Below are 22,755 nucleotides of genomic sequence, written 5' to 3' on the forward strand. Positions count from 1 at the left end.
AAATGAGCGTTTTAAACAAAGCCAAAAATTATGTTGAAAACTTATTCAAAGATAAGTTATCTTCCGTATATTTTTACCATAATTTTATACATACCACGTACGCTGTCAATAAGGCTGAAGAGATCATCAGTCACTCTGATGTTTCTGAAGCTGACCGGGAAAAAATTTTACTTGCACTCTGGTTTCATGACGTGGGTTTTACTGATTGTAATGCAGAAGGTCATGAGAAAAAAGGAGTGGAAATCGTTACCGAATTTTTGCTTCGTGAAAATGCGTCCAGAGAATATATTGATGAAGTTTCAAAACTGATTCTTTCAACAGAAAAATATCATCAGCCACAGAATTTTCTGGAGCAAATCATGAAAGATGCAGATTTCAGTCACTTTGCAAGTCCGTTTTACAATGATTCTGCGGAAGCTTTGCGAAAAGAATGGGAACTAACTGGCGGAATGTGCTTTTCTAATGACGAGTGGAACGTGATGAACGTAGATTTTCTGAAAAACAAGCACAAATATTTTACAGATTACGCCAAAGAAAACTGGGAGCCGCTTAAAATGAAAAATGTAAAAAAGTTGGAGAAAAAGCTTGATAAAGAAGAAAAACCAAAGAAAGAAAATTCAGATTCTAAAAAAGATAAAGACCCAAAGTCTGACAGAAGTGTAGACACGCTTTTCAGAGTGACTTTGAATAATCATACAAGATTAAGTGATATTGCAGACAGTAAAGCCAATATTTTACTTTCGGTGAATGCGATCATCATTTCGGTTTGTCTATCTGTTTTAGTTCCGAAATTGGATACTCCGAAGAATGCACATTTGATTATCCCCACTTTTTTTCTGTTGATTTCGAGTGTGATGACGATCATTTTTGCCATTCTTTCTACAAAACCGAATGTCACCAAAACAACATTTACCAATCAGGATATTGAAGACCGAAAAGTCAATCTTTTATTCTTCGGGAATTTCCATCAGATGAAATTTGACCATTACCTGAGCTCAATGCATGATTTGATCAAAGACAGAGATTATATTTACGATTCTATGGTGAAAGATTTATATTTTCTCGGAAAAGTTTTAGACAGAAAGTACAAACTTCTTTCGGTAACATACCAGATTTTTATGGCAGGAATTATTATCTCTGTACTGTCTTTTGCGTATGCTTTTCTGACGCTTTAGAAATAGAAATATTTATATTTAATTTTGGTTAAAACCTGTTTAAGAAGAAGCTTTTTCTAAATTGGAAAGTGGAAGGATGAAAAAATATGCATATTTTCCTTTAAACAAAAGAAACCCTCAAAGCCAACAATCCTGTAATCCCCTGAAGATCTTCAACTCTTAGAAATTCAACATCTGCTTTCAGAACATTTAGTTTTTGAAGTCGGTTGATATATTGCAGATATTCGCGTTGATTTTCCATGCCGAAATAAACGATGGTGATTTTTCCCGGACTGGTAATTCTTTCTGTAGAATCTTTGATGTGGGCTTTTTCAAGTCTCTTCTTAATGATTTCAAAGTTTGAATTGAAAGCGCCGTCTACATCAAAACGTTTTTCATCCATTCGGAAACGGATGTCTATTTTTTCGTTATAAACAAAAATCAGCGAAGCAATATCCAAAGATATTGGAAGATCTTTTTTGAACAGATGAAATTCTTGTTCCATCATACAAATGGTTTCCAGTTGCCAATATCTTAATTCATGAACTACTTTTGTAGAATAAGGTAATTCTGGAGCGATATTGTGACCGATATAGAGATTATGCTCGACTCCGTCAGATTTAAATCTTTCAAAATAATGAGGGAAAATTTCCTGAGCAATCACCTGTTTCTCATCTAAAATATCAGCCAGCTTACGGTTGAGAAGTGTAATAGAATCATCTAAATTTTTTCGGTTGGCGTAAAAAAGATCATTTTGTTTAAAAACCTGACTGAAATAATTTTTGATTTTATCTTTAGTATTTTCGTCGGTTTTAATCTCAAGATTCGCCTGGAAAAAGGGATGAATCTCTTCACGCAAAAATCTCTGAAACCTCTGCTCGGTATCGGCTTTGATCTCATTGTTGAGCTCGTTTTCAAAAACATCCAGAGCCAGCGTATATTTTTCTGCTTCAGGAGAATTCAAAAGAGCAATTACTTCACAAATGCCGTCAATCTGTTGATTGAGATCTTCAAGCATCAGATTATACCGCTTCTCAGAAGAAGCACGAATATCGGAAAAGCTGAATAACGGAGTAAGATTTTTAAACGAAATTTCTTTCAGAGTATATATTTTTTTTGATAGATAAGCATTAAAATACCGTTCTGCTTCGTTTCTGAATTTCCAGATAACGCTGTCATGAATCGTGGTATATTCCCGCTGAATGATGGCTTCTATCTGATTATTTCTTTCGTAAGAAAATCTGGTGAGAGAAAAAATAATCATATCGGCAACAAATTCCAGCTTTTTCAGTTTCAGACCGTTGAGACTGTTGGGAATGGAAGACGTAAACTCCATAATAGCGAGAAGTTCGTTGTCTTTCATGATCGGAATCACCATGAAACTATTGATCTGGTTGTCTTTCAGAATACTGAAGGAAGGCAGTTGTCTGATCTCGTCATCCAATTTATCAACGTTGGAGATTACGATCGGCTTAGAATTATAGGTGATGTTTTCAAAAGCGGTCTTGCGGGTTTCTTCATCAAACGTATTCAGCCAAAAATCTAAAAGATAATTGGTAAAGACGTTTTCGTAGATCGGAAGTTTTTCGAGTCTTTTATTTTTGGTATTGAAAAGCATTAACCCGAAATTGAGCTCGGCGACATCAAAATACGATTTGAAAATTTCTTTCAGATTTTCATCCGGAGCTGGATTTTCAGGGTCAATTCTGATAAGGGTAGATTTCAGATCAGAGAGGGCAACTTCTGAAGTACAGTCGACAAGTGAAATGATGCTGAAACCATTTAAAATCCACGATTCTGGGGGAAAATGTTTTTTCCAGAGATTGATATCATCTAAATTCTCAAGAAGTATATCAAGGATTTCGTCATCAGGAATTTCAGTTCCTTCAGCCGGATAAACATCGCTGAAATCTGAATTGACGGTGATTTTGTAATGCTTGATAATACCGTCTTTGTTTGGGATGTCGTAATAAAAAGGGATCGTAACCTTAATATCTTTTTTAAGATAGGTCTGCAATATAAGGCAGCAGCAAAATACATAATATTCATCATCGCTGATGTCTCTGAATTCAATTTCAAAATCTTTTCCGGCATCAGTAAGAATATTCTGAAATCTTTCAGTATAATTAAATGTAATGTTGGTGAGAGGAATTCCTGCAGCTTTAATCTCATTTCGGGTCAATCCGGTAGGGAAGAGGTCTGCGAGTAAAAGTCTGATGAGGTCTTTGTGTTTTTCGAAAACAGAAAGATCCTGAAAACCTTCACGCAATTCTTTGAAATTTTTGGTTCTTTCAATCAGCGATTCTGCATAATTGGCCCGATATTCCAGACGGTCATTGTAACGGATATGCTCCAACACATCCAAATATTTTTTGAATGATATAAAAACCTGAAACGGACTTTCTTTCTTGTAAAAATTCGACAAAATCTGAAAAAAATTGTGAGGATAAAGGTATGAAAAAAGGTCTTTTAAAAGGTAAACGGAATGAGATAATTATAGTGAAATATTTATCCATACATCTTTGAAATAAGTTTCACTTAGTTATATTTTAAATCAAATCATTACCATGTCTCCGATAGCGGTATACATCGTAAATGCTACCCAAAGCCAGAAGCTCTGCGCAACAATGAATCAGAATCTAAAATGATTATTTTTTTGGCTTCAAAGAAAAATTATCTACATAAACTGCCTGATGCACTCCATTCAGCAAAACTTTCAAACCTAAATTTGAATCTTTCTTTAAAGCAATGTCATATGTTTTTTTGCCTCCTGTTATTTTTGCAGATTTAGCTATTGAAACATACGATTTTGTATCTGAAGTTTTGATTGAGAACAGTTCCAATGCAGTTTCACCACCGTTATCAGAAATGTCAAGAGTCAGGGTGTATTTTCCTGCTTTAATTTTTGGAGTTACCAAATACATATTTTCACCGGGATTAGTCATCGAATAGAAAACTATTTTTTTATCACTGGCATAAAGCATTGCTTTTCCCTGCTGAGCAGTCCAACATTTGTTAATATCTTTCCAGGTATCAAAATTTTCTGCGATTGTGGTTAAGGTCTTACACTGTGCATTTGCTGCAAGAAAACCTCCGAAAACTATTATTCCTGTTAATGCGATTTTTCTCATAGATCTTTATATGTGATGATGCAAAATTAGTTCAAAAAAACCTTTCAAAAGAATTGAAAGGTTGAGTATATATTTTTAAAATTGAATTACAGACCAAACTGCTTTGCAAACAGATCAGGGAAAACACCCAAAACAACCAATGATGCAATAATCACTACCGCAACAATATTATAAGTAATGGTTACTTTCTCTGAAGTTTTGAAAGTCGTTTCTTTAAAGAAGAACATCGCAATAATCAATCTTAAATAATAAGCAATAGAAATCGCCGAACCTAAAACTGCGACAATGACTAAGAAGGTATTGTCATCCTTCGTAAGTGCTTGAGCAAATAAAGAGAATTTACCCATAAAACCTGCCGTCAGTGGAATTCCTGCCATAGAAAGTAAAGAAATTGTAGCTACTACAGCCAGTAAAGGTTCTGTTTTTGCCAATCCTTTGAAAGCTCCGAAAGATGTTTCTCTTTTTATTTTTTCTACCCAAATCAGGCACATAAAAACTCCAACAGTTGAAAGTGAATATGCGAATAAGTAAAATGCTAAAGTATACGTAGAAAGTGCATTCATTCCGAAGAATACCAAACCGATATATCCTGCGTGAGAAACTGACGAATACGCCAACATTCTTTTCGCATTGGTTTGTGCAAGACCCATTACGTTCGCAAGAACCAGAGTGATGATTAAGAAAACTCCAAGAATATTGATCCATTCAGCAGTTACGCCCGAAAATCCGATCGTCATTAATCTGAATAATGCAAAAAACCCTGAGATCTTTACAACACTTGCCATGAAAGCCGTAATCAATGAAGGCGAACCTGCATACACATCCGGGCTCCACATATGGAAGGGTGCCAAAGCTACTTTGAATGACATTGCACAAAGCATTAAGATAACCCCTAAAATCAACATGATATTTTTAGGATTCGTAATGGTGAATTCCTGAATTCTATATAAATCGAAAGTTCCTGTACTTCCATAGATAAATGCAATACCAAACAACAGGAAACCTGTTGCGAATGCCCCCATTAAAAAATATTTAATTGAAGCTTCGTTTGATCTTAAATCTGTTTTGTTTGCTCCTGCCATTACGTACAGCGGAATAGAAAGAATCTCAATTCCTAAGAATAAAGTCACTAAGTTCTGGAAGCCGAAAAGGATAATTCCTCCACAAAGCGCAAACAACATTAATGCATACAATTCTGATTGATGGCTTCTGTGATTGCTGAATGCAAAACCTCCCAGAAAGAATAACAGTAAAGTCGTTACAATAGAAATCTTTGTGAATAAAGCTGCATTTGCGCTGAATTCATACATGTGTCTGTACTGCTCGAAGAAAGACGCTTCAGGCAGAAAACTTACATACAGGGCAATGATTAATCCAAAAATCCCAATGTATCTTGCGAATTTTCCCTGTTCAAAAACTCCCGAAAATAACGCAGCAACTGCAGTTAGGAAAACAATAATTAAAACACTCATAATTTATATTTGAGATGAGAAGGTTTAAAGTTTTTTAGTCTAAAGTTTTCAGTTCAATGTTTGAAGTTGAACTTTCAACAGGTCTCTTTTTACTTTTTACCTCTTAGTTCTTTAATCTTTTAATTTTTAAATCTTTTAATGTTAATTAATCATTGAAGTATAAATAAACTTCAGTGAACTACTTACCATATCAATGACCGGCTGCGGGAAAACTCCCAAAACAATTACAAATACTGCAATACTCGCCAATACCGAGAATTCTACTGCTGATAAATCTTTTGCTGTGCTTAAGACTGCATCGTCTCCCTGTCCGAACATTGCTTTTCCGTAGAATCTCAATAGATAAACCGCACAAAGAATAACGGTAAGACCTGCAATTACTGAAGCCAGTACATTAAAGTCAAAGATCGATTTAATCAAAATAAATTCTCCGATGAAACCATTCGTCAATGGAACACCCATTGAACCTAATATGATAATCAAAAACAAAACGGCAAACTTAGGAGCGACTTTCGCCAAACCTCCCATCTGTCTGATATCTCTTGATTTAAATCTTTTATATAAAATATCCGCACAGAAGAACAAACCTGCTACGTTGATACCGTGAGCAAATGTCTGCACCAAAGCTCCTTCAGCTCCTTCAATGGTAAATGTTCCTCTTAAAGTAAGCACTGCAGAAGAGAAAATACCTGCCACCATCAATCCAACGTGTGAGAAAGATGAATATGCAATGATTCTTTTCATATCAGTCTGGATGATTGCGATCAATGCTCCATGTACAATTCCCACAATCGCTAGAATGATTACAATCTGCCCGGAGATTCCGAAGATTGCGGTTGGCGTAATTGGAAGAAGATAACGAAGTACACCATAGATGGCCATTTTAAGCATAATCCCTGATAACAACATCGATCCCTGAGTAGGAGAGTAGGTATAAGTATCCGGCTGCCAAGTGTGGAAAGGGAAAACCGGAAGTTTTACTGCAAATGCAAAGAAGATAAACCAGAAAACAACGATCTGCTGAGTCTCGCCAAGGTCCGCATTATACAAATCTGTTAAAGCAAATGATGCTGAATGTGTGTAAACGTAGATTAAACCTGCCAACATAAACAAAGATCCTACGAAAGTATACACGAAGAATTTTGTTGTGAACTCCAGTCTTTTGTTTTCCTGACCCCAAAGTGCGGCGATAAACCAGATCGGAATCAAAGTTACTTCCCAGAAAATGTAGAACAACAATCCGTCTAAAGCAGTGAAAACACCCACCAATCCGAACTGCATCAGCAAAATCAGACCGTAGAAAGAATTTTTATAGCTTACATTTTCGTTAAAAGATGATAAAATAATGATCGGCATCAAAATATTGGTCAGCAATAAAAGAAGCAAACTCATTCCGTCAATTCCGAAATGAAGATTACTTTTTATAAATTGTGACCAAGGATAGTTGATCTCGTACTGCAATACGCTGTCTACGGTCGGATTAAAATCAAAATCCGAAACAACGTAAAATGTAAGCAGCATTTGAATCAAAGCAATTCCTAATGCCAGGTATTTGCTGGAAGTATTCCTCCATGCAAAGACCAATCCCGAACCTACCAGAGGTAAAAGTAATAATGTTAATAGTAAATAAGACATTATTGTAATATAAAGTTAACAATTAATATAATTCCCACAGCTAAAGACATGATCAGAATGTAGTTTTCTACATTTCCGTTCTGTATACGCTTCATCGATCTTCCGCTGTCTTCAGCGCCTTCTCCGATGTAGTCTACAAAACGATCCAAAACGCCTTTGTCAAACATTTTTCCGCCACGTCCAAGTCCTTCAACAGTTTTTACAATCAATGCATTGTAAAGCTCGTCAACGTACAGTTTCTTAGCAGAAAGTTTTTCCCATCCTGTATAATCGTCTTCAGCAATAGCTCTTTTTTTCTTATTTACATAAGTATTTTTCACGATAAACCAAACTGCAAAGAACATGGCAACAGTTGCTCCCAAAAGAATAAATTCGGTGCTTTCTGCCACTCCTGTAAGTGTAGTTTCCATTTGTTTAAAGCTTTCTTCTGTCAAAACAGGTTTCAGCCATTCCATTAATTTAGCATAATGACCGTGACCGATGAAGTGAGGAAGATTAATAAAACCTCCAAGCACTGATAGGATTGCCAAAACAATTAATGGTAAAGTCATATTTAATGGACTTTCGTGTAAATGATGTTTTTGATCTTCCGTACCTCTGAAATCTCCGTGGAAAGTCAGGTAATACAGTCTGAACATATAAGTTGCAGTAACAGCTGCTAAGATGAATAGCATTACCCAGTAGATTGGGTTTTTAGCATAAGCTGCTACTAAAATTTCGTCTTTTGAAATCATCCCTGATAATAAAGGGAATCCTGAGATTGCTAAAGTTCCGATCAGGAAAGTTGCGTGAGTGATAGGAATGTATTTTTTCAAACCTCCCATGAAACGCATGTCCTGTTCGTTGCTCATTGCGTGGATCACAGAACCTGCACCTAAGAATAACAGAGCTTTAAAGAAAGCATGAGTCATTACATGGAACATTGCAGTTGTATATGCTCCTAAACCTAAAGCAATAAACATGAAACCAAGCTGTGATACTGTAGAATATGCCAATACTTTTTTGATGTCGTTCTGACGAAGTGCGTAGAAACCTGCCAAAGCCGCAGTTAAGAATCCGATTAATAAAATTCCGTCCTGTACGGTTGGAGCTAAAGTAAATAAGAAGTTGGATCTTACCACCAAATAAATACCCGCAGTTACCATCGTCGCTGCGTGAATTAATGCAGAAACCGGTGTCGGACCAGCCATTGCGTCTGGTAACCAAGTATATAAAGGAACCTGAGCAGATTTTCCGGTAGCACCGATAAATAAACTCGCCGTAATAAATATGATGATCGTTCCGTCCAGTTCAAATTTCCCTGCGTTTTGAGCGACAGTTAAATAATCCACTGCGTTTGTCTGAGAGGCAATCATAAAGATTCCGATCAACAAAGCAAGGTCACCAATTCTGTTCATGATGAAAGCTTTTCTTGCCGCTTTCCCATATTCTTCGTTCGTGTACCAGAAACCGATGAGTAAGTAAGAACACAAACCTACCCCTTCCCATCCGATGAATAAGATCAAGTAGTTGCTACCCATTACCAAAAGTAACATCGAGAAGATAAACAGATTTAAATAAGTGAAAAACTTATAGAAACCTTTATCATGACTCATATATCCAATAGAGTAGAGGTGAATCAAAGATCCGATTCCTGTGATGATCATTACCATCATTAATGAAAGCTGATCAATCTGGAAACCGAAATTAATTTGAATTCCGTTAACTCTGAACCATTCAAAAGCTTTTACGATCACGGGCTGGCTTTCAGAATCGAAATTCAGAAATAAGCTTACCGCAATACAGAAAGATCCGAAAACAGCAATGGTAGCCAAGCTTCCAACAACTATTTTGGGAAGATTTTTTCCGAATAAACCGTTAATAAGAAAACCTAAAAGTGGTAAAAGTATTATTGCATAGACTAAATTCTCCATTCTTTATCCTCTTAATTTATTAAATATACTTACATCCACAGAACGGGTATTTCTATAGAGCATCGCAATAATTGCCAAACCTACAGCAACTTCTGCAGCAGCAACCACCATAATGAAGAAAACTAAAAGTTGTCCGTCACTGTTCCCGTTGTACGCTGAAAATGCAGCCAGCAAAAGGTTTACAGAATTAAGCATAAGCTCCACACAACCCAAAATTACAATCGCATTTTTTCTCAGCAATACTCCTAAAACCCCAAGACAGAACAGTACTGACGAAAGGATAATGAAATATTCCAGAGGGACGCTTTGTATAAAAGTATTTACTTCTCCCATAATTTATAAATCTTTTTTACCGATTAATACCGCACCTACAATCCCTGCTAAAATGAGGATGGAAGCAAGCTCAAACGGCAAAACATATTCGTTGAATAAAAGTCTTCCCAGATTCTTTGTAAGGCCAACGCCTTTGTCTACATTTTCTACCACTACATGTTGTTCCTGAACTCCTCTGAAAACACCTAAAACCCCAATTAATAAAAGACCTGCGGTAAAAACTCCAACAAACTTTAAAGTATTGTTCTTCTTACTTTCGTCTTCTTTATTAAGATTAAGCATCATCAGGATATAAAGGAATAAAACCATGATCGCACCTGCGTAAACGATAATCTGTATGATGGCCAGAAACTGAGCATTCAGAAGAATGTACATTCCGGCGATTGAAAACATTGTAACAATTAATGACAGAATAGCGTAGAGAGGATTTCTCGCAAATACGAAGTAAACCGCACTCGACACTGCTAAAAACGCCACCAAGAAAAATAAAAACTGATCCATTATTTTACCGCATTTTTTTGTTTCTCGGACTGTCTTTCTGTGATGTCAATCCTTTCATTAATTTTTTCAACCAATTTATCTTTTCCATAAATGAAAGAACCCCTGTTGGTTTCTACATCAACCAAACGGTCTGTAAGATAAATTGCAGACTTCGGACAGGCTTCTTCACACATCCCGCAGAAAATACATCGCAACATATTGATTTCATATACTGATGCATATTTTTCTTCTCTGTAAAGATCTTTTTCCTCTCTTGTTCTTTCTGCGGCAGTCATTGTGATTGCTTCTGCAGGACAAGCCACTGCGCACAATCCGCAAGCTGTACATCTTTCTCTGCCTTCCTCATCTCTTTTCAGAACGTGCTGACCTCTCCAGATTTCTGTTCTCGGCTTTTGTACCTCGGGATAAGAATAAACATTCGGAGCACGTTTTACAACGGTTCTCACAGCATGCTTAAAAGTAATCCCCATTCCCTTGAAAATCGCCGGAAGGTAGATTTTCTCAGAAAAGGTCATCTCTTTATTTGAAACAACTTTTGATCTGTTTGTAAGTTTCATTTATTTATAGATATTAGATGTTAGACATTAGATTTTAGACTAATCTTGTCTTTTATCTTAATTTATATTCAATTTTTTTAATTTCCAAAAGCTAAAATTACAGCTCCTGTAATCATCAGGTTTACCAATGCCAATGGGATTAATGTTTTCCATCCTAAGTGCATCAACTGGTCATATCTGAATCTTGGAAGCGTCCATCTGATCCACATAAAGATCAAAATTCCGACAACCGTTTTCGTTAAAAATGCTACGATGCTTAAAATTCCTGCTGCATTTTCTCCCCAGTTCTGAGTTACCCATTCGATTCCCGGATAGTTGTATCCACCAAAGAAAAGAACAACGATAAATGCATTTGAAATAAACATATTTACATATTCACCAAACATATACAATCCTAATTTCATTGAAGAATATTCGGTAGAATACCCTGTTACCAATTCAGATTCACATTCAGGTAAATCGAAAGGGTGACGGTTGGTTTCTGCCAAAGCCGATACAAAGAAAATTAAAAATGCTAAAGGTTGGTAAAGTATATTCCAGTTTAATCCGTCTATCTCAAAAAGACCCCAGATTTTTCCAGAAGTCTGAGTTTCGGTAATTACTTTTAAATCTAAACTTCCTGTCATCATGATGATAGAAAGTAGAGCAAGACCCATCGCTAATTCATAAGAAATCATCTGCGAAGAAGCACGGATGGCACCAAGTAAAGAATATTTGTTGTTGGAAGCCCAGCCTCCGATCATAATTCCGTAAACTCCGATAGAAGCCATCCCGATAATGAATAATACACCTACATCAATATTGGCAACTTGTAAATCGAAAGATTCACCACCGATATTCAACGTTTTACCCCAAGGAATCACCGCTCCGGTAATCAATGAAATAAACATCACCAATGCAGGACCCAATACAAAAAGGAATCTTTCTGCATTTTGCGGAGTAAAATCTTCTTTAAAGAAAAATTTTCCACCATCTGCAAGAGGCTGCAGTAAACCAAATGGTCCGGATCTGTTTGGCCCGATTCTGTCCTGCATGATTGCCGCCACTTTTCTTTCTGCCCAAGTGGAGTAGGCTGCTATCGTCAATGATAACAGGAAAAGTGCCAGTACAAGTATCAATTTAAATGTAAGTAAATCCATTTTTTATTTATTTAGATAATAGATACCAGATGCTAGATATCAGATTTAAAATCTGAGGTCTGATGTCTGAAATCTTACGTCTTTAAAAATTATTTTTCGTCTTTTTCGCTGATTTCTTTCGCCATCGGATTGTCTAAAACTCTCAATTCATCTTTAGGTTTCTCGTAATGGTTCAATGAAATAACAGAATGTCTGTCGATATGTCTAGGACCTTCAATGTTCCAGTCGCTAAGGCTCTTTCTTTCGAAACGGCAAGTATCACAGATGAATTCTTCTACTTCTCCCCACTGGTCTTTTCTAGCAGTAACTCTTACCACTTCGTCACCCTTCAAATATACAGTAGTTTTACCGGAACATTTATCACATTTACAAGAAGCATTCATTGGTTTTGTAAACCAAACTCTGCTTGCAAAACGTGCTGTTCTGTCAGTCAATGCTCCAACCGGACAAACGTCGATTACGTTTCCGATGAAGTCATTATCCAAAGCTTTATTTAAATAAGTAGAAATTTCAGCATGATCTCCTCTGAACAAAATTCCGTGTTCACGCTCACCAGTCAACTGATTAGCCGCTAAGACGCATCTTGCACACAAGATACAACGGTTCATATTCAGTTTGATGTGTGGACCTAAATCGTCTGCATCGTATGTGTTTCTCTTAAATTCAGTTCTGGTTTCAAGATTTCCATGTTCGTAGCCCAAATCCTGAAGATGACATTCTCCCGCCTGATCACAAACCGGGCAATCTAAAGGGTGGTTTACTAACAAAAATTCAGTAACCGCTTTACGACCTTCCTGTGCTTTATCAGAAGAAAGGTTTTTCACTTCCATTCCGTCCATCACATTCGTTCTGCAGCTTGCTACCAGTTTCGGCATCGGTCGCGGATCTGCTTCCGAACCTTTAGAAACCTCTACCAAACACGTTCTGCATCTTCCTCCACTGGCTTCCAATTTGCTGTAGTAGCACATTGCAGGTGGTACAGATTTTCCGCCGATTTGTCTGGCTGCTTCCAAAATAGAAGTTCCAGGCAATACTTCAGCAGTCTGTCCGTCTATTGTTATCTTGAATTTTTTAACCTCTTCGCTCATATTCTTTCGCTTTATAATGCGCTAAGCAATAGTTCTTTTTTTATTAATTAAAATCAAATTACTTTGACTTTTTTGCTGTGTTAAATGTATATCCTATTCCAAAATTCACCTGTGCATAGGTAAAATCCTGTGAAGCTTTATCAGGCTTGTTATTAAGAGTGGTTTTAATATCCGGCATATTGATATAACCCAGCTTTCCTTCCGCCTGCAATACAATATGCTTGATAACCACTACACTTAAAGCAGCTCTTGCATCCAATCCGAATCCTGCTAGATGGAATCTGTCACTTCTTTCGTTTCCCATCAGCTGAACATTTGATTTTGGCAATAAAGCGCCTAATCCTGCTCCATAACTCAGAAAAACAGCAATATGTTTTTTATTTAAAACATTATGATATTTCTGAGCCCCAATATTGATATAATTAAGACCGTCTGTGTGTTCGAATGTTAAAAATTCTCCACTGTTCAGGTCTACCTGTCCGTTATTGACCATTCCTGCATATTTGGGATCATTGATGTATCCTTTCAAATCTACGGTCTGGTTTTGATCCATCACATACTTCATGTGATCCATTCCTAGAGTAATACCAAAATTATCTTTAGGGAAATACGTAATTCTATAATTAACCTGCGGGATCGTAATATAGCCCGGATTAAAATAAACTCCCCAATCAAACTTTGTCTGCCTGTCGTGGGCAACTACATTATCCAATTGAAAATCATAGCCATCACCTTTAAAGTGAATGTCTGATTTTGAATATTTCGCATTATTCCATCCCCAAAACACGACGAAGCTTCCTTTTTTGAAAACTCTGCTGTTTTCCTCCTGTTGTTGTCCTTTTAAATTAACTGAACTGAATCCGATCAATAATAAAAGAACGATTATATTTTTCAATTTTTGAGACTCTATTAATTACTTGCTGCAACTGGGATAGGGTCTGCATAATTGGCCAATCCGTAGTTTTGAGTTTGACTTAATTCAGGATTTTTCACATGCCATTCAAATTCATCTCTGAAGTGACGAATCGCTGCTGCAACAGGCCATGCTGCCGCATCACCCAACGGACAAATGGTGTTTCCTTCAATTTTTCTCTGAATATCCCAAAGTAAATCGATGTCTTCCATTTTTCCTTCTCCTTTTTCTATTTTCTTTAAAATTTTATGCATCCATCCCGTTCCTTCACGGCAAGGAGTACACTGCCCGCAACTTTCGTGGTGATAAAATCTCGCCAAAGTCATGGTATGTTCTACGATACACTGGTCTTCATCCAAGACAATAAAACCTCCTGAACCCATCATCGTTCCGGTAGCAAAACCACCATCTGCGAGAGATTCATAGTTCATATATCTTGGTTCACCATTTATCGTTTTCAGTAATAAGTTTGCCGGAACAATCGGAACTGAACTTCCTCCGGGAATACAAGCCTTCAGCTTTTTACCGTTCGGAATTCCACCACAATATTCGTCAGAATAAATGAATTCTTCAACCGTAATGGTCATATCGATTTCGTAAACTCCCGGCTTATTAATATTTCCGCAAGCAGAAATTAATTTAGTTCCTGTCGATCTTCCAACACCGATTTTAGCATATTCTGCTCCTGTAATATCGATAATAGGAACAATTGCCGCGATAGATTCAACATTGTTGACAACGGTTGGTCTTTCCCAAAGTCCTTTTACCGCAGGGAAAGGTGGTTTCAATCTTGGGTTTCCTCTTTTACCTTCAAGAGATTCAAGTAAAGCCGTTTCTTCGCCGCAGATATAAGCTCCACCACCTCTTTGAACATAAATTTCGCAATCGAAACCTGTTCCTAAGATGTTTTTACCTAAAAATCCTGCAGCTTTAGCCTCTTCAATCGCTTCTTCTAAAATATCGGGAATCCATGAATACTCTCCACGGATATAGATATAAGAAACATTTGAACCCAAACAGTAAGAAGAAATCAACATTCCTTCGATTAAAAGATGCGGAAGAAATTCCATCAGATATCTGTCTTTGAAAGTTCCCGGTTCAGATTCATCTGCATTCACGACCAAGTGTCTTGGTACGCCTTCCGGTTTTGCCAGAAAGCTCCACTTCATTCCCGTCGGGAAACCTGCGCCACCACGACCACGAAGTCCTGAAACTTTTACTTCTTCAAGAATTTCATCGGGTGTCATTTTAAGGGCTTTTTCGGCTGCTGCGTAACCTCCCTGTTTGCGGTAAGTTTCAAAGAAGCGAATGCCTTCTATATGTGCATCTTTAAGTAAAAGTTTTTTACTCATTGTATATTTTAATTAATCTAAAGCAACCTGTCCCTGTCTGCAAAGATCAAGGATTTCGTCTACTTTTTCTATCGTTAAATTTTCATGAAAGAATTTCCCCAACTGCATCATTGGCGCATATCCACAAGCACCAAGACATTCAGCAGGTTTTAAAGTGAACATACCATCTTCAGTTGTTTCACCGTCTTTAATATTCAGTTTGGTTCTGATGTGGTCTAGTATTTTTTCGCTTCCACGTACCATGCATGGTCCGGTTCTGCAAACTTCCAAAACATATTTACCAACCGGTTTCATATTGAACATGGTATAGAAAGTGGCTACTTCGTATACTTCAATTGGTTTAATACTCAATAATTCAGCAACATAATCCATGACGGGAACGTCTAACCAACCCCCGAATTCCTTCTGTGCCAAATGAAGCACAGGAAGAAGAGCCGATTTTTGTCTTCCCTCAGGATATCTTGCCATGATTTTATGGACCTGCTGTAAACTTTCCGGTTTAAAAGCTATTGTTTCGCTCACTTTTTTAAATTTTAAATTTTGAATTTTAGATTTTAAATTCTAAAAAATTTCAATTTTTATATTTAGCCTGGATTAATCTAAAATTCATAATCCAACATCTATAATTTTAATTAGGCGTCTAATTCTCCTGCAATAATATTCATGCTACACATCGTAACGATCGCATCAGATATTACAGAACCTGTAATCATCTCAGGATAAGCCTGATAATAGATGAAACAAGGTCTTCTGAAGTGTAGTCTGTAAGGTGTTCTACCACCGTCACTTACCAAATAAAATCCTAATTCTCCGTTTCCGCCTTCTACTGCATGATAAACTTCTCCTTTCGGAACATCAGTTTCTCCCATTACAATTTTGAAGTGATAGATCAAAGCTTCCATTTTCTGATAAACATCTGCTTTTTCAGGAAGATAAAAATCAGGAACATCTGCGTGGAATGGTCCTTCCGGAAGATTATCGTAAGCTTGATTGATTATTTTTAATGATTCCCAAATCTCTTGTTGACGAACCATAAATCGATCATAAGTATCACCCGCAGTTCCTACAGGGATGATAAAATCAAAATCTTCATAAGAAGAATAAGGTTCTGCAACTCTTACATCATAATCAACACCCGTAGCACGTAAATTTGGACCCGTAAAACCGTAGCTTAATGCACGCTCTGCTGAGATTGCACCTGCGCCAATGGTTCTGTCCATAAAGATTCTGTTTCTTTCTAACAACTGACCAAATTCTGCAAATCTTGCCGGGAAAGTTTTCAAGAAATCTTTCAGCAACTCATGGAATTTTGGAGTGAAATCTCTTTCAAAACCTCCGATTCTTCCCATATTTGTTGTCATTCTTGCGCCGCAAATCTGCTCGTACATATCATAAATACGTTCTCTTTCGATGAACATATAAGTCAATCCTGTAATTGCACCTGCATCCATTCCGGTTACTCCGTTACAGATTAAGTGATCACCAATTCTTGCCAGTTCCATTAAAATAACACGCATATAATCTACACGCTTAGGAACTTTAATACCGATGAGTTTTTCAACCGTCATGTGCCATCCTAAATTATTGATAGGAGCAGAACAGTAGTTCATACGGTCAGTAAGGGTAGTGATCTGAGAATAGTTTCTTCTTTCAGAAATTTTCTCAAAAGCTCTGTGAATATAACCAACCGTCTGCTCAGCATGAAGAATTCTCTCTCCATCCATCGTCAACACATTCTGGAAAATTCCGTGTGTTGCAGGGTGAGTAGGACCAAGATTCAGGGTGTATAATTGCCCGTCAATCTGTTCTTTACTTTCGTGTTGGTTAAGTATATTAGATAATGAGTTATCTTTCATAATATTTGCTTTTAGCTATTTGCTTCTGGCTATTGGCTAACTGCCATCTGCCATTGGCTATATTATCTTCCGAACATTGCATCGTCCTTGTCGGTTCTTGTACCGTCTTCAAGGCGATATTCTTTCAACATAGGATGGTATCCGAGATCTTCCATATTTAAAATAGGTCTTAGATCCGGATGACCTTTAAATTTAATTCCATAGAAATCAAAAGTTTCTCTTTCCATCCAGTTGGCTCCTGCGTACAATTCAGTCAGAGAATCTACCTCGATATTTTCTCTCGGCATAAAAATCTTCAGACGCAATCTGAAGTTGGTCATCATATTTTGTAAATGATACACTACACCAATTTCTTTATCAGGAAATTCAGGATAATGGATTCCACAAACATCGGTAAGGAAATTTATTTCTAAAGTAGAGTCTTTCAGATAATGAACTACCTTTTTGAGATCTTCTTTTTTAACTTCAATCGTCAGCATTCCGTAAGGTTCTGAACTGGAAATTACAGTTTCCGGGAATTCTCTCGTTATTGCTTCTAATACAAATTCGTTTGTCATTTTCCCTCGTTGCTAATATTGTAAGAATCTAGTAAATGCTGATATTCCGGAGTATCTCTTCTTCTGATGCTTTCGCTTTCTGCCAAAGCCTGAACCTGCATTACCCCTTCAATGATCTGCTCCGGTCTTGGCGGGCATCCGGGAACATACACGTCTACCGGAATAATTTTGTCAATCCCCTGTAGAACTGAATAGGTATCAAAAATACCCCCGCTTGAAGCACATGCTCCGACAGCTACCACCCATTTTGGCTCAGCCATTTGAGTGTATACTTCTTTTAAAACAGGTCCTAACTTTTTAGAAATCGTTCCGCAAACCATCAGCATATCTGCCTGTCTTGGTGAAAAAGAGTTTCTTTCCATACCAAAACGTGAAGCATCATAGGTTGGGTTTAAGGTCGCCATGAATTCGATACCACAACAAGAGGTTGCAAAAGGCAAAGGCCAAAGTGAAAACTTTCTTGCCATCCCGATCACACTGCTCAGTTTTGTTGCGAAAAAACCTTCTCCTTCAAATCCTTCGGGAGCCGGTGCATCTGTTCTTATAATTGGTTTTTGATCTGACATTTTTTTGATTTTAAGATTTTAATTTAGATGATAAATCGCTGCCAATGTTAGCTTTGATTTAATTACGTTTATCTAAATCTCTTATTTAAAATTATAATGAATTTATTTATCCCAGTCTAATGCTCCACGCTTCCAGACATAGAAAAATGCAAGAAAGAAAATGGCTACAAACATCAGAACTGCGAAAAAGCCTTCAAGACCAAATTCTCTGAAATTTACAGCATAAGGATAAAAAAATACGATTTCGATATCAAACAGCACAAAAAGTACTGCTGTTAAGAAATATTTAATAGAGAATGGAGTTCTTGCATTGCCTTCAACAGGAATACCACATTCCCAGCTTGAGTTCTTTACAGAATTCCCTTTTTTCTGCTGCGGACCCAAAAAATGAGCACCAAGCAAAGAAATGGCAACGAAACCAATGGCTACACCGGCTTGTATGAGTATTGGAATATAACTTTCGGGTAAATTCATTTTTACATTATTATCTCAAGTTGCAAATTTAGGCAATAAACAATAAAGCATGAAATTAATCAACTTAAAAGTATGATGAAATTGAGAAAAACCGATAATTTAGAATCAATAAAAATAGCGCTTATTTCTTCATTTTTTTAAGCAAAGCAAACGCCATGAAGGCAATATATCCGAAAAGTATACTTGCGTAAAGTATATTGATGATGGTATTCTGCCGGTCGTCGTCAGCTTTAAAAAATACATTGTAAGTGATGAAACCTGCTATCAAAACAGCAAAAAATATCAGATGTACTTTCATGCTAAAACTTTAATGAATATGTTCTTCTTCTTTTGTGATTCACAGGATTGTAATCCTGCCAAAGAACCTGTACGCTTTTGTTTTCTTCCAGTTCCGGGTTGGTTTCTGCGAAATCGATACCCATATTATTGAAACGCACGAAAATTTCTTTAAAAATAATAGCGGTTACACCACGTCTCTGATATTCAGGATGAATTCCGATTAAATAAAAATTGGCACGGTCATTTTTCTTCTGAGCCTGTAAAAAATGCCACCATCCAAAAGGGAAAAGTTTTCCTTTGGCTTTCTGCAAAGCTTTGGAGTAAGAAGGCATGGTTACGGCAAAAGAAACCAACTCGTCGTGCTCGTCAACCACGCAAATGACGTAGTTCTTTGCAATCATCGGGAAAAACTTTTCTTTATAGGTTTTGATCTGTTCTTCGGAAATAGGCGTGTAAGTTGAAAGATGTTTGTAGGTCTCGTCAAGCAATTTAAACATAGGTTTTACATAAGGTAAAATCTCTTCTTTGTTTTTGAAATCTAAAACCCGCAGATTATATTTTTCGGCAATCAACTTACTGAACTTTTCAACTTTTGGAGGAAGAACTTTTGGAAAATTCATTTCAAATTCCACCCATTCTTTTTCTTTTACAAGTCCAAGATTTTCAATGTGCTTTGGGTAATATTCATGGTTGTAAATTCCGATCATTGTAGCGATCTTTTCAAACCCGAATGTCAGCATTCCTGCTTTATCAAGATTGGTGAATCCCATCGGTCCTTCAATATTGTCGATTTTGTGTTCTTTGGCATAATTGATTACAGTGTCAATTAATGCTTTTGAAACTTCCTGATCATCAATAAAATCAATCCATCCGAATCGTACTTTTCTGATGCCAAGTTCTTTTTCTTCTTTATGATTGATCATTACCGCAATTCTCCCGACTAATTTATTGTTTTTCCATGCCAGAAACTGCTTTGCTTCAGAATATTGCAGGGCAGGGTTTTCCTGAGGATTCCACACGTTTATTTCGTCTTTTATAAATGAGGGAACAAAATAAGGATTGTTTTTGTACAGATCCATCGGGAATTTCACAAATTGTTTTAATTCGTTAGGTGATTTTACTTCAAGAATTGAAACTTCTGACATAGTATTTTAGGGTAATTTCTACCACAAATATAATTAATAATTGTTAATACTTTGGCACAATTATTACATCCCTTAATAGAATTATTATATTTAAAATTTCAGAAAAAATGACAGGTTATTATCTTATTATAGGAATTTCAATGCTGGTAAGCTGGCTGGTTTCCTCAAGATTGAAATCTAAATTTGAGTATTACTCCAACGTACATCTTAGAAATGGACTTTCAGGAAAAGAAGTGGCAGAAAAAATGTTGAGAGATAACGGAATTAATGATGTACAGGTGATATCGGTTCCCGGACAATTGACAGACCATTATAATCCAGCAGATAAAACAGTGAACCTTTCGGAAGGTGTATATATGCAGAGAAATGCAGCAGCGGCGGCAGTTGCAGCTCATGAATGCGGACATGCGGTGCAGCACGCCGTTGGATATTCGATGTTGCAGCTAAGATCAAAATTGGTTCCGGTGGTAAGCATCAGTTCAAATTTGATGCAGTTTGTGCTTATTGGAGGTATCATTCTGATGGCGGCAAGCGGAAATAAAATCCTTCTCCTGATAGGCGTTATCATGTTTGCATTAACAACACTTTTTGCATTTATAACACTTCCGGTAGAATATGATGCGAGCAACAGAGCGATGAAGTGGTTGAAAGATACAGGAACGGTAACATCAGAAGAATTTGTTGGCGTAAAAGACAGTCTTACCTGGGCGGCAAGAACTTATCTTGTAGCTGCAATCGGCTCTCTGGCTCAACTTCTTTACTTTGCATCACTTTTAATGGGTGGTCGCAGAGATTAGAATTTAATCTTAAAAATCAAAAATATATTGCATCTCAGAAAGTTTTCTGGGATGTTTTTTTTGTTTCATTCAAAATTTTACAATCAATTTTAAATGAAATTTGATATTTTTGTTAATTATATCAAATAATTTTTGAATGTATCAGAAAAAAGTTTTAGTTTCAGGAAATCAACAGATTAAATATTTGATCAAAGTTATTGCTCTTTTCTGGTTGATTACAAAAATATGGAGTTATAAGACATGGATTTCAGAAAGAATTTATCCTGTAATTCCTCCGTTTGATTTTTTAAAATACATTCCGGATTCTTTACATTTAATTATATTTGGGCTATCTCTTTTAAATCTATTGTTGATCGTATTTCTTAGAGTAAACAGATTACTGTTGATTTCTCTTTTTTTATTTGAATTTCTGAGTTGCTCATTAGATACAGTAAGATGGCAACCTTGGGAATATATGTACTTGTGTATGCTTGCGGTCGTGATCATTAATTTTTCAAGACCTAAAAATATCATTTTTCTTTTTCACTTATTGTTAGTGGCAATGTACTTGTTTAGTGGTCTTCATAAATTGAATCGGAACTTTCTGTCTTCTTTCTGGATGGATGATATTCTGAAAGGTTTTTTTGGTCTGTCATTAGAATTTATTTTAAAATTCAAACTCTTTTTTGCAGGATTACTGATTCCTGTAACTGAAGTGTTATTGGCGATTTTACTACTTGTTTCAAAATCTAAAAGGAAAATAAGTTTCTTTTTAATTATAATGCATATCTGCATTTTAATTCTAATCGGACCTTTTGGTTTAAACTATAATTCGGTAATTTGGTTTTGGAATCTTACTTTAATCGTTATTCTGTTTCTCCTGTATGCTTTACCGGTAGAGAAAACAGATAGTAAAATGATTTTGAATAATTCTTACTGGCTTATTTTATGGTTTATCATGCCAATATTTAGTTTTTTTGGAAATTGGTATCAGTATTTTTCATTTAATCTGTATTCGGGCAAAGGATATCAAATGTATATCTGTGTCAACAATGACAATTATGAATTGAAACCTTATCTGCAACCTGTAGATGGTAAATTATGCAAAGACAAGCCTTATCTGAATTTGCAAAATTGGGCAATGTCGGAAATCAAATCAGCTCCATTTCCGGACCTTGAGGTGTATCAAAAAATAGGGATAGAAATGAAGAAAAAATATGGCAATAAAAATGTTAAAATTTTTCTGCACAATACAGAAACCAGGAAAACTATAGAATTATAGATATATAGCTTTTTATTCTATAAATTTATATTTCACATTTTGCATTTCAGATAATTTTTCTGAGATATTTTCTTTTTGTGCAGTTTTCAGTAAAGCAGTCAGAATACAGTTTTCAAGAGCATCAAAGTTCAGGACTTTTGCGTCAAACTTTGATAAAAGCGTAAAAATGATATTTTGCTGATTAAAGTTAAACTGAATTTCAATTTCCGTTTCCAGTTCTTTGGTGATGATTTCTGCTTCTTCCAGAGTAATTTTGGCAGATTCTTTATACGCTTTTACCAAACCGGAAACTCCCAGTTTTGTTCCTCCATAATATCTTACACTAATGACCAGAACATTGGTGATCTCATTGGCTAAAAGTTGATTGTAGATTGGTAAACCTGCGCTTCCGGAAGGTTCTCCGTCATCGTTGGCGCGGTAATTTTCTCCGTTGAGCCCCATTCTGAAAGCATAGCAATGATGAGTCGCTTTTGGGTGTTCTGATTTTACTTTCTCCAAAGCACTCTTCAGCTCACTTTCATTATTGACAGGGAATGCAAATCCGATAAACTTACTTCCTTTTTCTTTGAGAAGTGTATTTTCAACGGGCTTTTCAATGGTCTTATATTCGTGCAGCATTGGGCTCAGCTTCT

At 36.4% G+C, this 22,755-nt stretch carries 23 protein-coding genes; 3 read left to right on the top strand and 20 right to left on the bottom strand.

Annotation, left to right across the window (positions count from 1 at the left end; all coding sequences use genetic code 11):
- Positions 1 to 2 precede the first annotated feature (2 nt).
- Positions 3 to 1,175, top strand: coding sequence for a Pycsar system effector family protein (locus AC4FQ5_RS14675; RefSeq protein WP_491144487.1), 1,173 nt, complete (start codon positions 3 to 5; stop codon positions 1,173 to 1,175).
- 100 nt (positions 1,176 to 1,275) lie between these two features.
- On the opposite strand, the gene AC4FQ5_RS14680 is transcribed toward AC4FQ5_RS14675, so the two are convergent.
- The 19 genes from AC4FQ5_RS14680 to AC4FQ5_RS14770 all read right to left on the bottom strand — a co-directional run bounded on the left by AC4FQ5_RS14680 (position 1,276) and on the right by AC4FQ5_RS14770 (position 20,065).
- Entirely contained in the window at positions 1,276 to 3,579 is a 2,304-nt protein-coding gene (locus AC4FQ5_RS14680) for a GAF domain-containing protein (RefSeq protein WP_491144488.1), read from the bottom strand.
- Positions 3,580 to 3,802: 223 nt separating this feature from the next.
- A complete protein-coding gene (locus tag AC4FQ5_RS14685) occupies positions 3,803 to 4,285 on the bottom strand; it encodes a hypothetical protein (RefSeq protein WP_491144490.1) in 483 nt (160 codons plus the stop codon).
- Between the two features lie 86 nt (positions 4,286 to 4,371).
- Entirely contained in the window at positions 4,372 to 5,757 is a 1,386-nt protein-coding gene (locus tag AC4FQ5_RS14690) for an NADH-quinone oxidoreductase subunit N (RefSeq protein ID WP_491144491.1), read from the bottom strand.
- Between the two features lie 141 nt (positions 5,758 to 5,898).
- Positions 5,899 to 7,392, bottom strand: a complete 1,494-nt coding sequence (locus tag AC4FQ5_RS14695) for a complex I subunit 4 family protein (protein WP_491144493.1) — start codon at positions 7,390 to 7,392, stop codon at positions 5,899 to 5,901.
- Positions 7,392 to 9,305 carry an NADH-quinone oxidoreductase subunit L gene (gene nuoL / locus AC4FQ5_RS14700; protein WP_491144495.1) on the bottom strand — a complete coding sequence of 638 codons (1,914 nt, stop codon included), beginning with the start codon at positions 9,303 to 9,305 and terminating at the stop codon, positions 7,392 to 7,394. The genes AC4FQ5_RS14695 and nuoL overlap by 1 nt, the downstream gene beginning before the upstream one ends.
- A 3-nt stretch (positions 9,306 to 9,308) precedes the next feature.
- Complete coding sequence (nuoK, locus tag AC4FQ5_RS14705) at positions 9,309 to 9,638, bottom strand: NADH-quinone oxidoreductase subunit NuoK (protein WP_219970681.1); 330 nt, start codon at positions 9,636 to 9,638, stop codon at positions 9,309 to 9,311.
- Positions 9,639 to 9,641: 3 nt separating this feature from the next.
- Positions 9,642 to 10,139 carry an NADH-quinone oxidoreductase subunit J family protein gene (locus tag AC4FQ5_RS14710; RefSeq protein WP_047447235.1) on the bottom strand — a complete coding sequence of 166 codons (498 nt, stop codon included), beginning with the start codon at positions 10,137 to 10,139 and terminating at the stop codon, positions 9,642 to 9,644.
- Positions 10,139 to 10,696 carry a NuoI/complex I 23 kDa subunit family protein gene (locus tag AC4FQ5_RS14715; RefSeq protein ID WP_267598371.1) on the bottom strand — a complete coding sequence of 186 codons (558 nt, stop codon included), beginning with the start codon at positions 10,694 to 10,696 and terminating at the stop codon, positions 10,139 to 10,141. The genes AC4FQ5_RS14710 and AC4FQ5_RS14715 overlap by 1 nt, the downstream gene beginning before the upstream one ends.
- Before the next feature lie 77 nt (positions 10,697 to 10,773).
- On the bottom strand, positions 10,774 to 11,835 hold the full coding sequence (gene nuoH / locus AC4FQ5_RS14720) for an NADH-quinone oxidoreductase subunit NuoH (RefSeq protein WP_047447228.1): 1,062 nt from the start codon (positions 11,833 to 11,835) through the stop codon (positions 10,774 to 10,776).
- An 89-nt stretch (positions 11,836 to 11,924) separates the two neighbouring features.
- Positions 11,925 to 12,923, bottom strand: a complete 999-nt coding sequence (locus AC4FQ5_RS14725) for an NADH-quinone oxidoreductase subunit G (RefSeq protein WP_263004761.1) — start codon at positions 12,921 to 12,923, stop codon at positions 11,925 to 11,927.
- 58 nt (positions 12,924 to 12,981) lie between these two features.
- Entirely contained in the window at positions 12,982 to 13,818 is an 837-nt protein-coding gene (locus AC4FQ5_RS14730) for a hypothetical protein (RefSeq protein WP_491144498.1), read from the bottom strand.
- Positions 13,819 to 13,832: 14 nt separating this feature from the next.
- Positions 13,833 to 15,188, bottom strand: a complete 1,356-nt coding sequence (nuoF, locus tag AC4FQ5_RS14735) for an NADH-quinone oxidoreductase subunit NuoF (protein ID WP_491144500.1) — start codon at positions 15,186 to 15,188, stop codon at positions 13,833 to 13,835.
- Positions 15,189 to 15,200: 12 nt separating this feature from the next.
- Positions 15,201 to 15,710, bottom strand: a complete 510-nt coding sequence (locus AC4FQ5_RS14740; protein WP_491144502.1) for an NADH-quinone oxidoreductase subunit NuoE family protein — start codon at positions 15,708 to 15,710, stop codon at positions 15,201 to 15,203.
- Positions 15,711 to 15,820: 110 nt separating this feature from the next.
- Positions 15,821 to 17,044, bottom strand: a complete 1,224-nt coding sequence (gene nuoD, locus AC4FQ5_RS14745; RefSeq protein WP_491144504.1) for an NADH dehydrogenase (quinone) subunit D — start codon at positions 17,042 to 17,044, stop codon at positions 15,821 to 15,823.
- A 62-nt stretch (positions 17,045 to 17,106) separates the two neighbouring features.
- Positions 17,107 to 17,601, bottom strand: coding sequence for an NADH-quinone oxidoreductase subunit C (locus AC4FQ5_RS14750; RefSeq protein WP_491144506.1), 495 nt, complete (start codon positions 17,599 to 17,601; stop codon positions 17,107 to 17,109).
- The gene (locus tag AC4FQ5_RS14755) at positions 17,598 to 18,167 is read right to left on the bottom strand and encodes an NADH-quinone oxidoreductase subunit B (RefSeq protein ID WP_491144508.1); all 570 of its coding nucleotides are present in this window, start codon (positions 18,165 to 18,167) and stop codon (positions 17,598 to 17,600) included. The genes AC4FQ5_RS14750 and AC4FQ5_RS14755 overlap by 4 nt, the downstream gene beginning before the upstream one ends.
- A 102-nt stretch (positions 18,168 to 18,269) precedes the next feature.
- Positions 18,270 to 18,641: an NADH-quinone oxidoreductase subunit A gene (locus tag AC4FQ5_RS14760; RefSeq protein WP_263004757.1), complete on the bottom strand. Its 372-nt coding sequence runs from the start codon at positions 18,639 to 18,641 to the stop codon at positions 18,270 to 18,272.
- 121 nt (positions 18,642 to 18,762) lie between these two features.
- Positions 18,763 to 18,939, bottom strand: coding sequence for a hypothetical protein (locus tag AC4FQ5_RS14765; protein ID WP_491144510.1), 177 nt, complete (start codon positions 18,937 to 18,939; stop codon positions 18,763 to 18,765).
- Position 18,940: 1 nt separating this feature from the next.
- The gene (locus AC4FQ5_RS14770) at positions 18,941 to 20,065 is read right to left on the bottom strand and encodes a GTP cyclohydrolase (RefSeq protein WP_491144512.1); all 1,125 of its coding nucleotides are present in this window, start codon (positions 20,063 to 20,065) and stop codon (positions 18,941 to 18,943) included.
- 107 nt (positions 20,066 to 20,172) lie between these two features.
- Between AC4FQ5_RS14770 and AC4FQ5_RS14775 the strand changes: the two genes are divergently transcribed.
- Both AC4FQ5_RS14775 and AC4FQ5_RS14780 read left to right on the top strand, forming a co-directional pair.
- Positions 20,173 to 20,862: a zinc metallopeptidase gene (locus AC4FQ5_RS14775; protein ID WP_491144514.1), complete on the top strand. Its 690-nt coding sequence runs from the start codon at positions 20,173 to 20,175 to the stop codon at positions 20,860 to 20,862.
- 136 nt (positions 20,863 to 20,998) lie between these two features.
- A complete protein-coding gene (locus tag AC4FQ5_RS14780) occupies positions 20,999 to 22,123 on the top strand; it encodes a hypothetical protein (RefSeq protein ID WP_491144516.1) in 1,125 nt (374 codons plus the stop codon).
- 12 nt (positions 22,124 to 22,135) lie between these two features.
- Here AC4FQ5_RS14780 and AC4FQ5_RS14785 read toward each other — a convergent pair whose 3' ends face one another.
- Positions 22,136 to 22,741, bottom strand: a complete 606-nt coding sequence (locus AC4FQ5_RS14785; RefSeq protein ID WP_491144518.1) for an IMPACT family protein — start codon at positions 22,739 to 22,741, stop codon at positions 22,136 to 22,138.
- Positions 22,742 to 22,755 lie beyond the last annotated feature (14 nt).

This window comes from Chryseobacterium sp. DT-167, assembly GCF_058310155.1.

Coding starts and splice junctions, on each gene's coding strand:
- AC4FQ5_RS14675 (WP_491144487.1), top strand. CDS start 3: ATGAGCGTTTTAAACAAAGCCAAAAATTATGTTGAAAACTTATTCAAA.
- AC4FQ5_RS14685 (WP_491144490.1), bottom strand. CDS start 4,285: ATGAGAAAAATCGCATTAACAGGAATAATAGTTTTCGGAGGTTTTCTT.
- AC4FQ5_RS14690 (WP_491144491.1), bottom strand. CDS start 5,757: ATGAGTGTTTTAATTATTGTTTTCCTAACTGCAGTTGCTGCGTTATTT.
- AC4FQ5_RS14695 (WP_491144493.1), bottom strand. CDS start 7,392: ATGTCTTATTTACTATTAACATTATTACTTTTACCTCTGGTAGGTTCG.
- nuoL (WP_491144495.1), bottom strand. CDS start 9,305: ATGGAGAATTTAGTCTATGCAATAATACTTTTACCACTTTTAGGTTTT.
- nuoK (WP_219970681.1), bottom strand. CDS start 9,638: ATGGGAGAAGTAAATACTTTTATACAAAGCGTCCCTCTGGAATATTTC.
- AC4FQ5_RS14710 (WP_047447235.1), bottom strand. CDS start 10,139: ATGGATCAGTTTTTATTTTTCTTGGTGGCGTTTTTAGCAGTGTCGAGT.
- AC4FQ5_RS14715 (WP_267598371.1), bottom strand. CDS start 10,696: ATGAAACTTACAAACAGATCAAAAGTTGTTTCAAATAAAGAGATGACC.
- nuoH (WP_047447228.1), bottom strand. CDS start 11,835: ATGGATTTACTTACATTTAAATTGATACTTGTACTGGCACTTTTCCTG.
- AC4FQ5_RS14725 (WP_263004761.1), bottom strand. CDS start 12,923: ATGAGCGAAGAGGTTAAAAAATTCAAGATAACAATAGACGGACAGACT.
- nuoF (WP_491144500.1), bottom strand. CDS start 15,188: ATGAGTAAAAAACTTTTACTTAAAGATGCACATATAGAAGGCATTCGC.
- nuoD (WP_491144504.1), bottom strand. CDS start 17,044: ATGAAAGATAACTCATTATCTAATATACTTAACCAACACGAAAGTAAA.
- AC4FQ5_RS14750 (WP_491144506.1), bottom strand. CDS start 17,601: ATGACAAACGAATTTGTATTAGAAGCAATAACGAGAGAATTCCCGGAA.
- AC4FQ5_RS14755 (WP_491144508.1), bottom strand. CDS start 18,167: ATGTCAGATCAAAAACCAATTATAAGAACAGATGCACCGGCTCCCGAA.
- AC4FQ5_RS14760 (WP_263004757.1), bottom strand. CDS start 18,641: ATGAATTTACCCGAAAGTTATATTCCAATACTCATACAAGCCGGTGTA.
- AC4FQ5_RS14765 (WP_491144510.1), bottom strand. CDS start 18,939: ATGAAAGTACATCTGATATTTTTTGCTGTTTTGATAGCAGGTTTCATC.
- AC4FQ5_RS14770 (WP_491144512.1), bottom strand. CDS start 20,065: ATGTCAGAAGTTTCAATTCTTGAAGTAAAATCACCTAACGAATTAAAA.
- AC4FQ5_RS14775 (WP_491144514.1), top strand. CDS start 20,173: ATGACAGGTTATTATCTTATTATAGGAATTTCAATGCTGGTAAGCTGG.
- AC4FQ5_RS14780 (WP_491144516.1), top strand. CDS start 20,999: ATGTATCAGAAAAAAGTTTTAGTTTCAGGAAATCAACAGATTAAATAT.
- AC4FQ5_RS14785 (WP_491144518.1), bottom strand. CDS start 22,741: ATGCTGCACGAATATAAGACCATTGAAAAGCCCGTTGAAAATACACTT.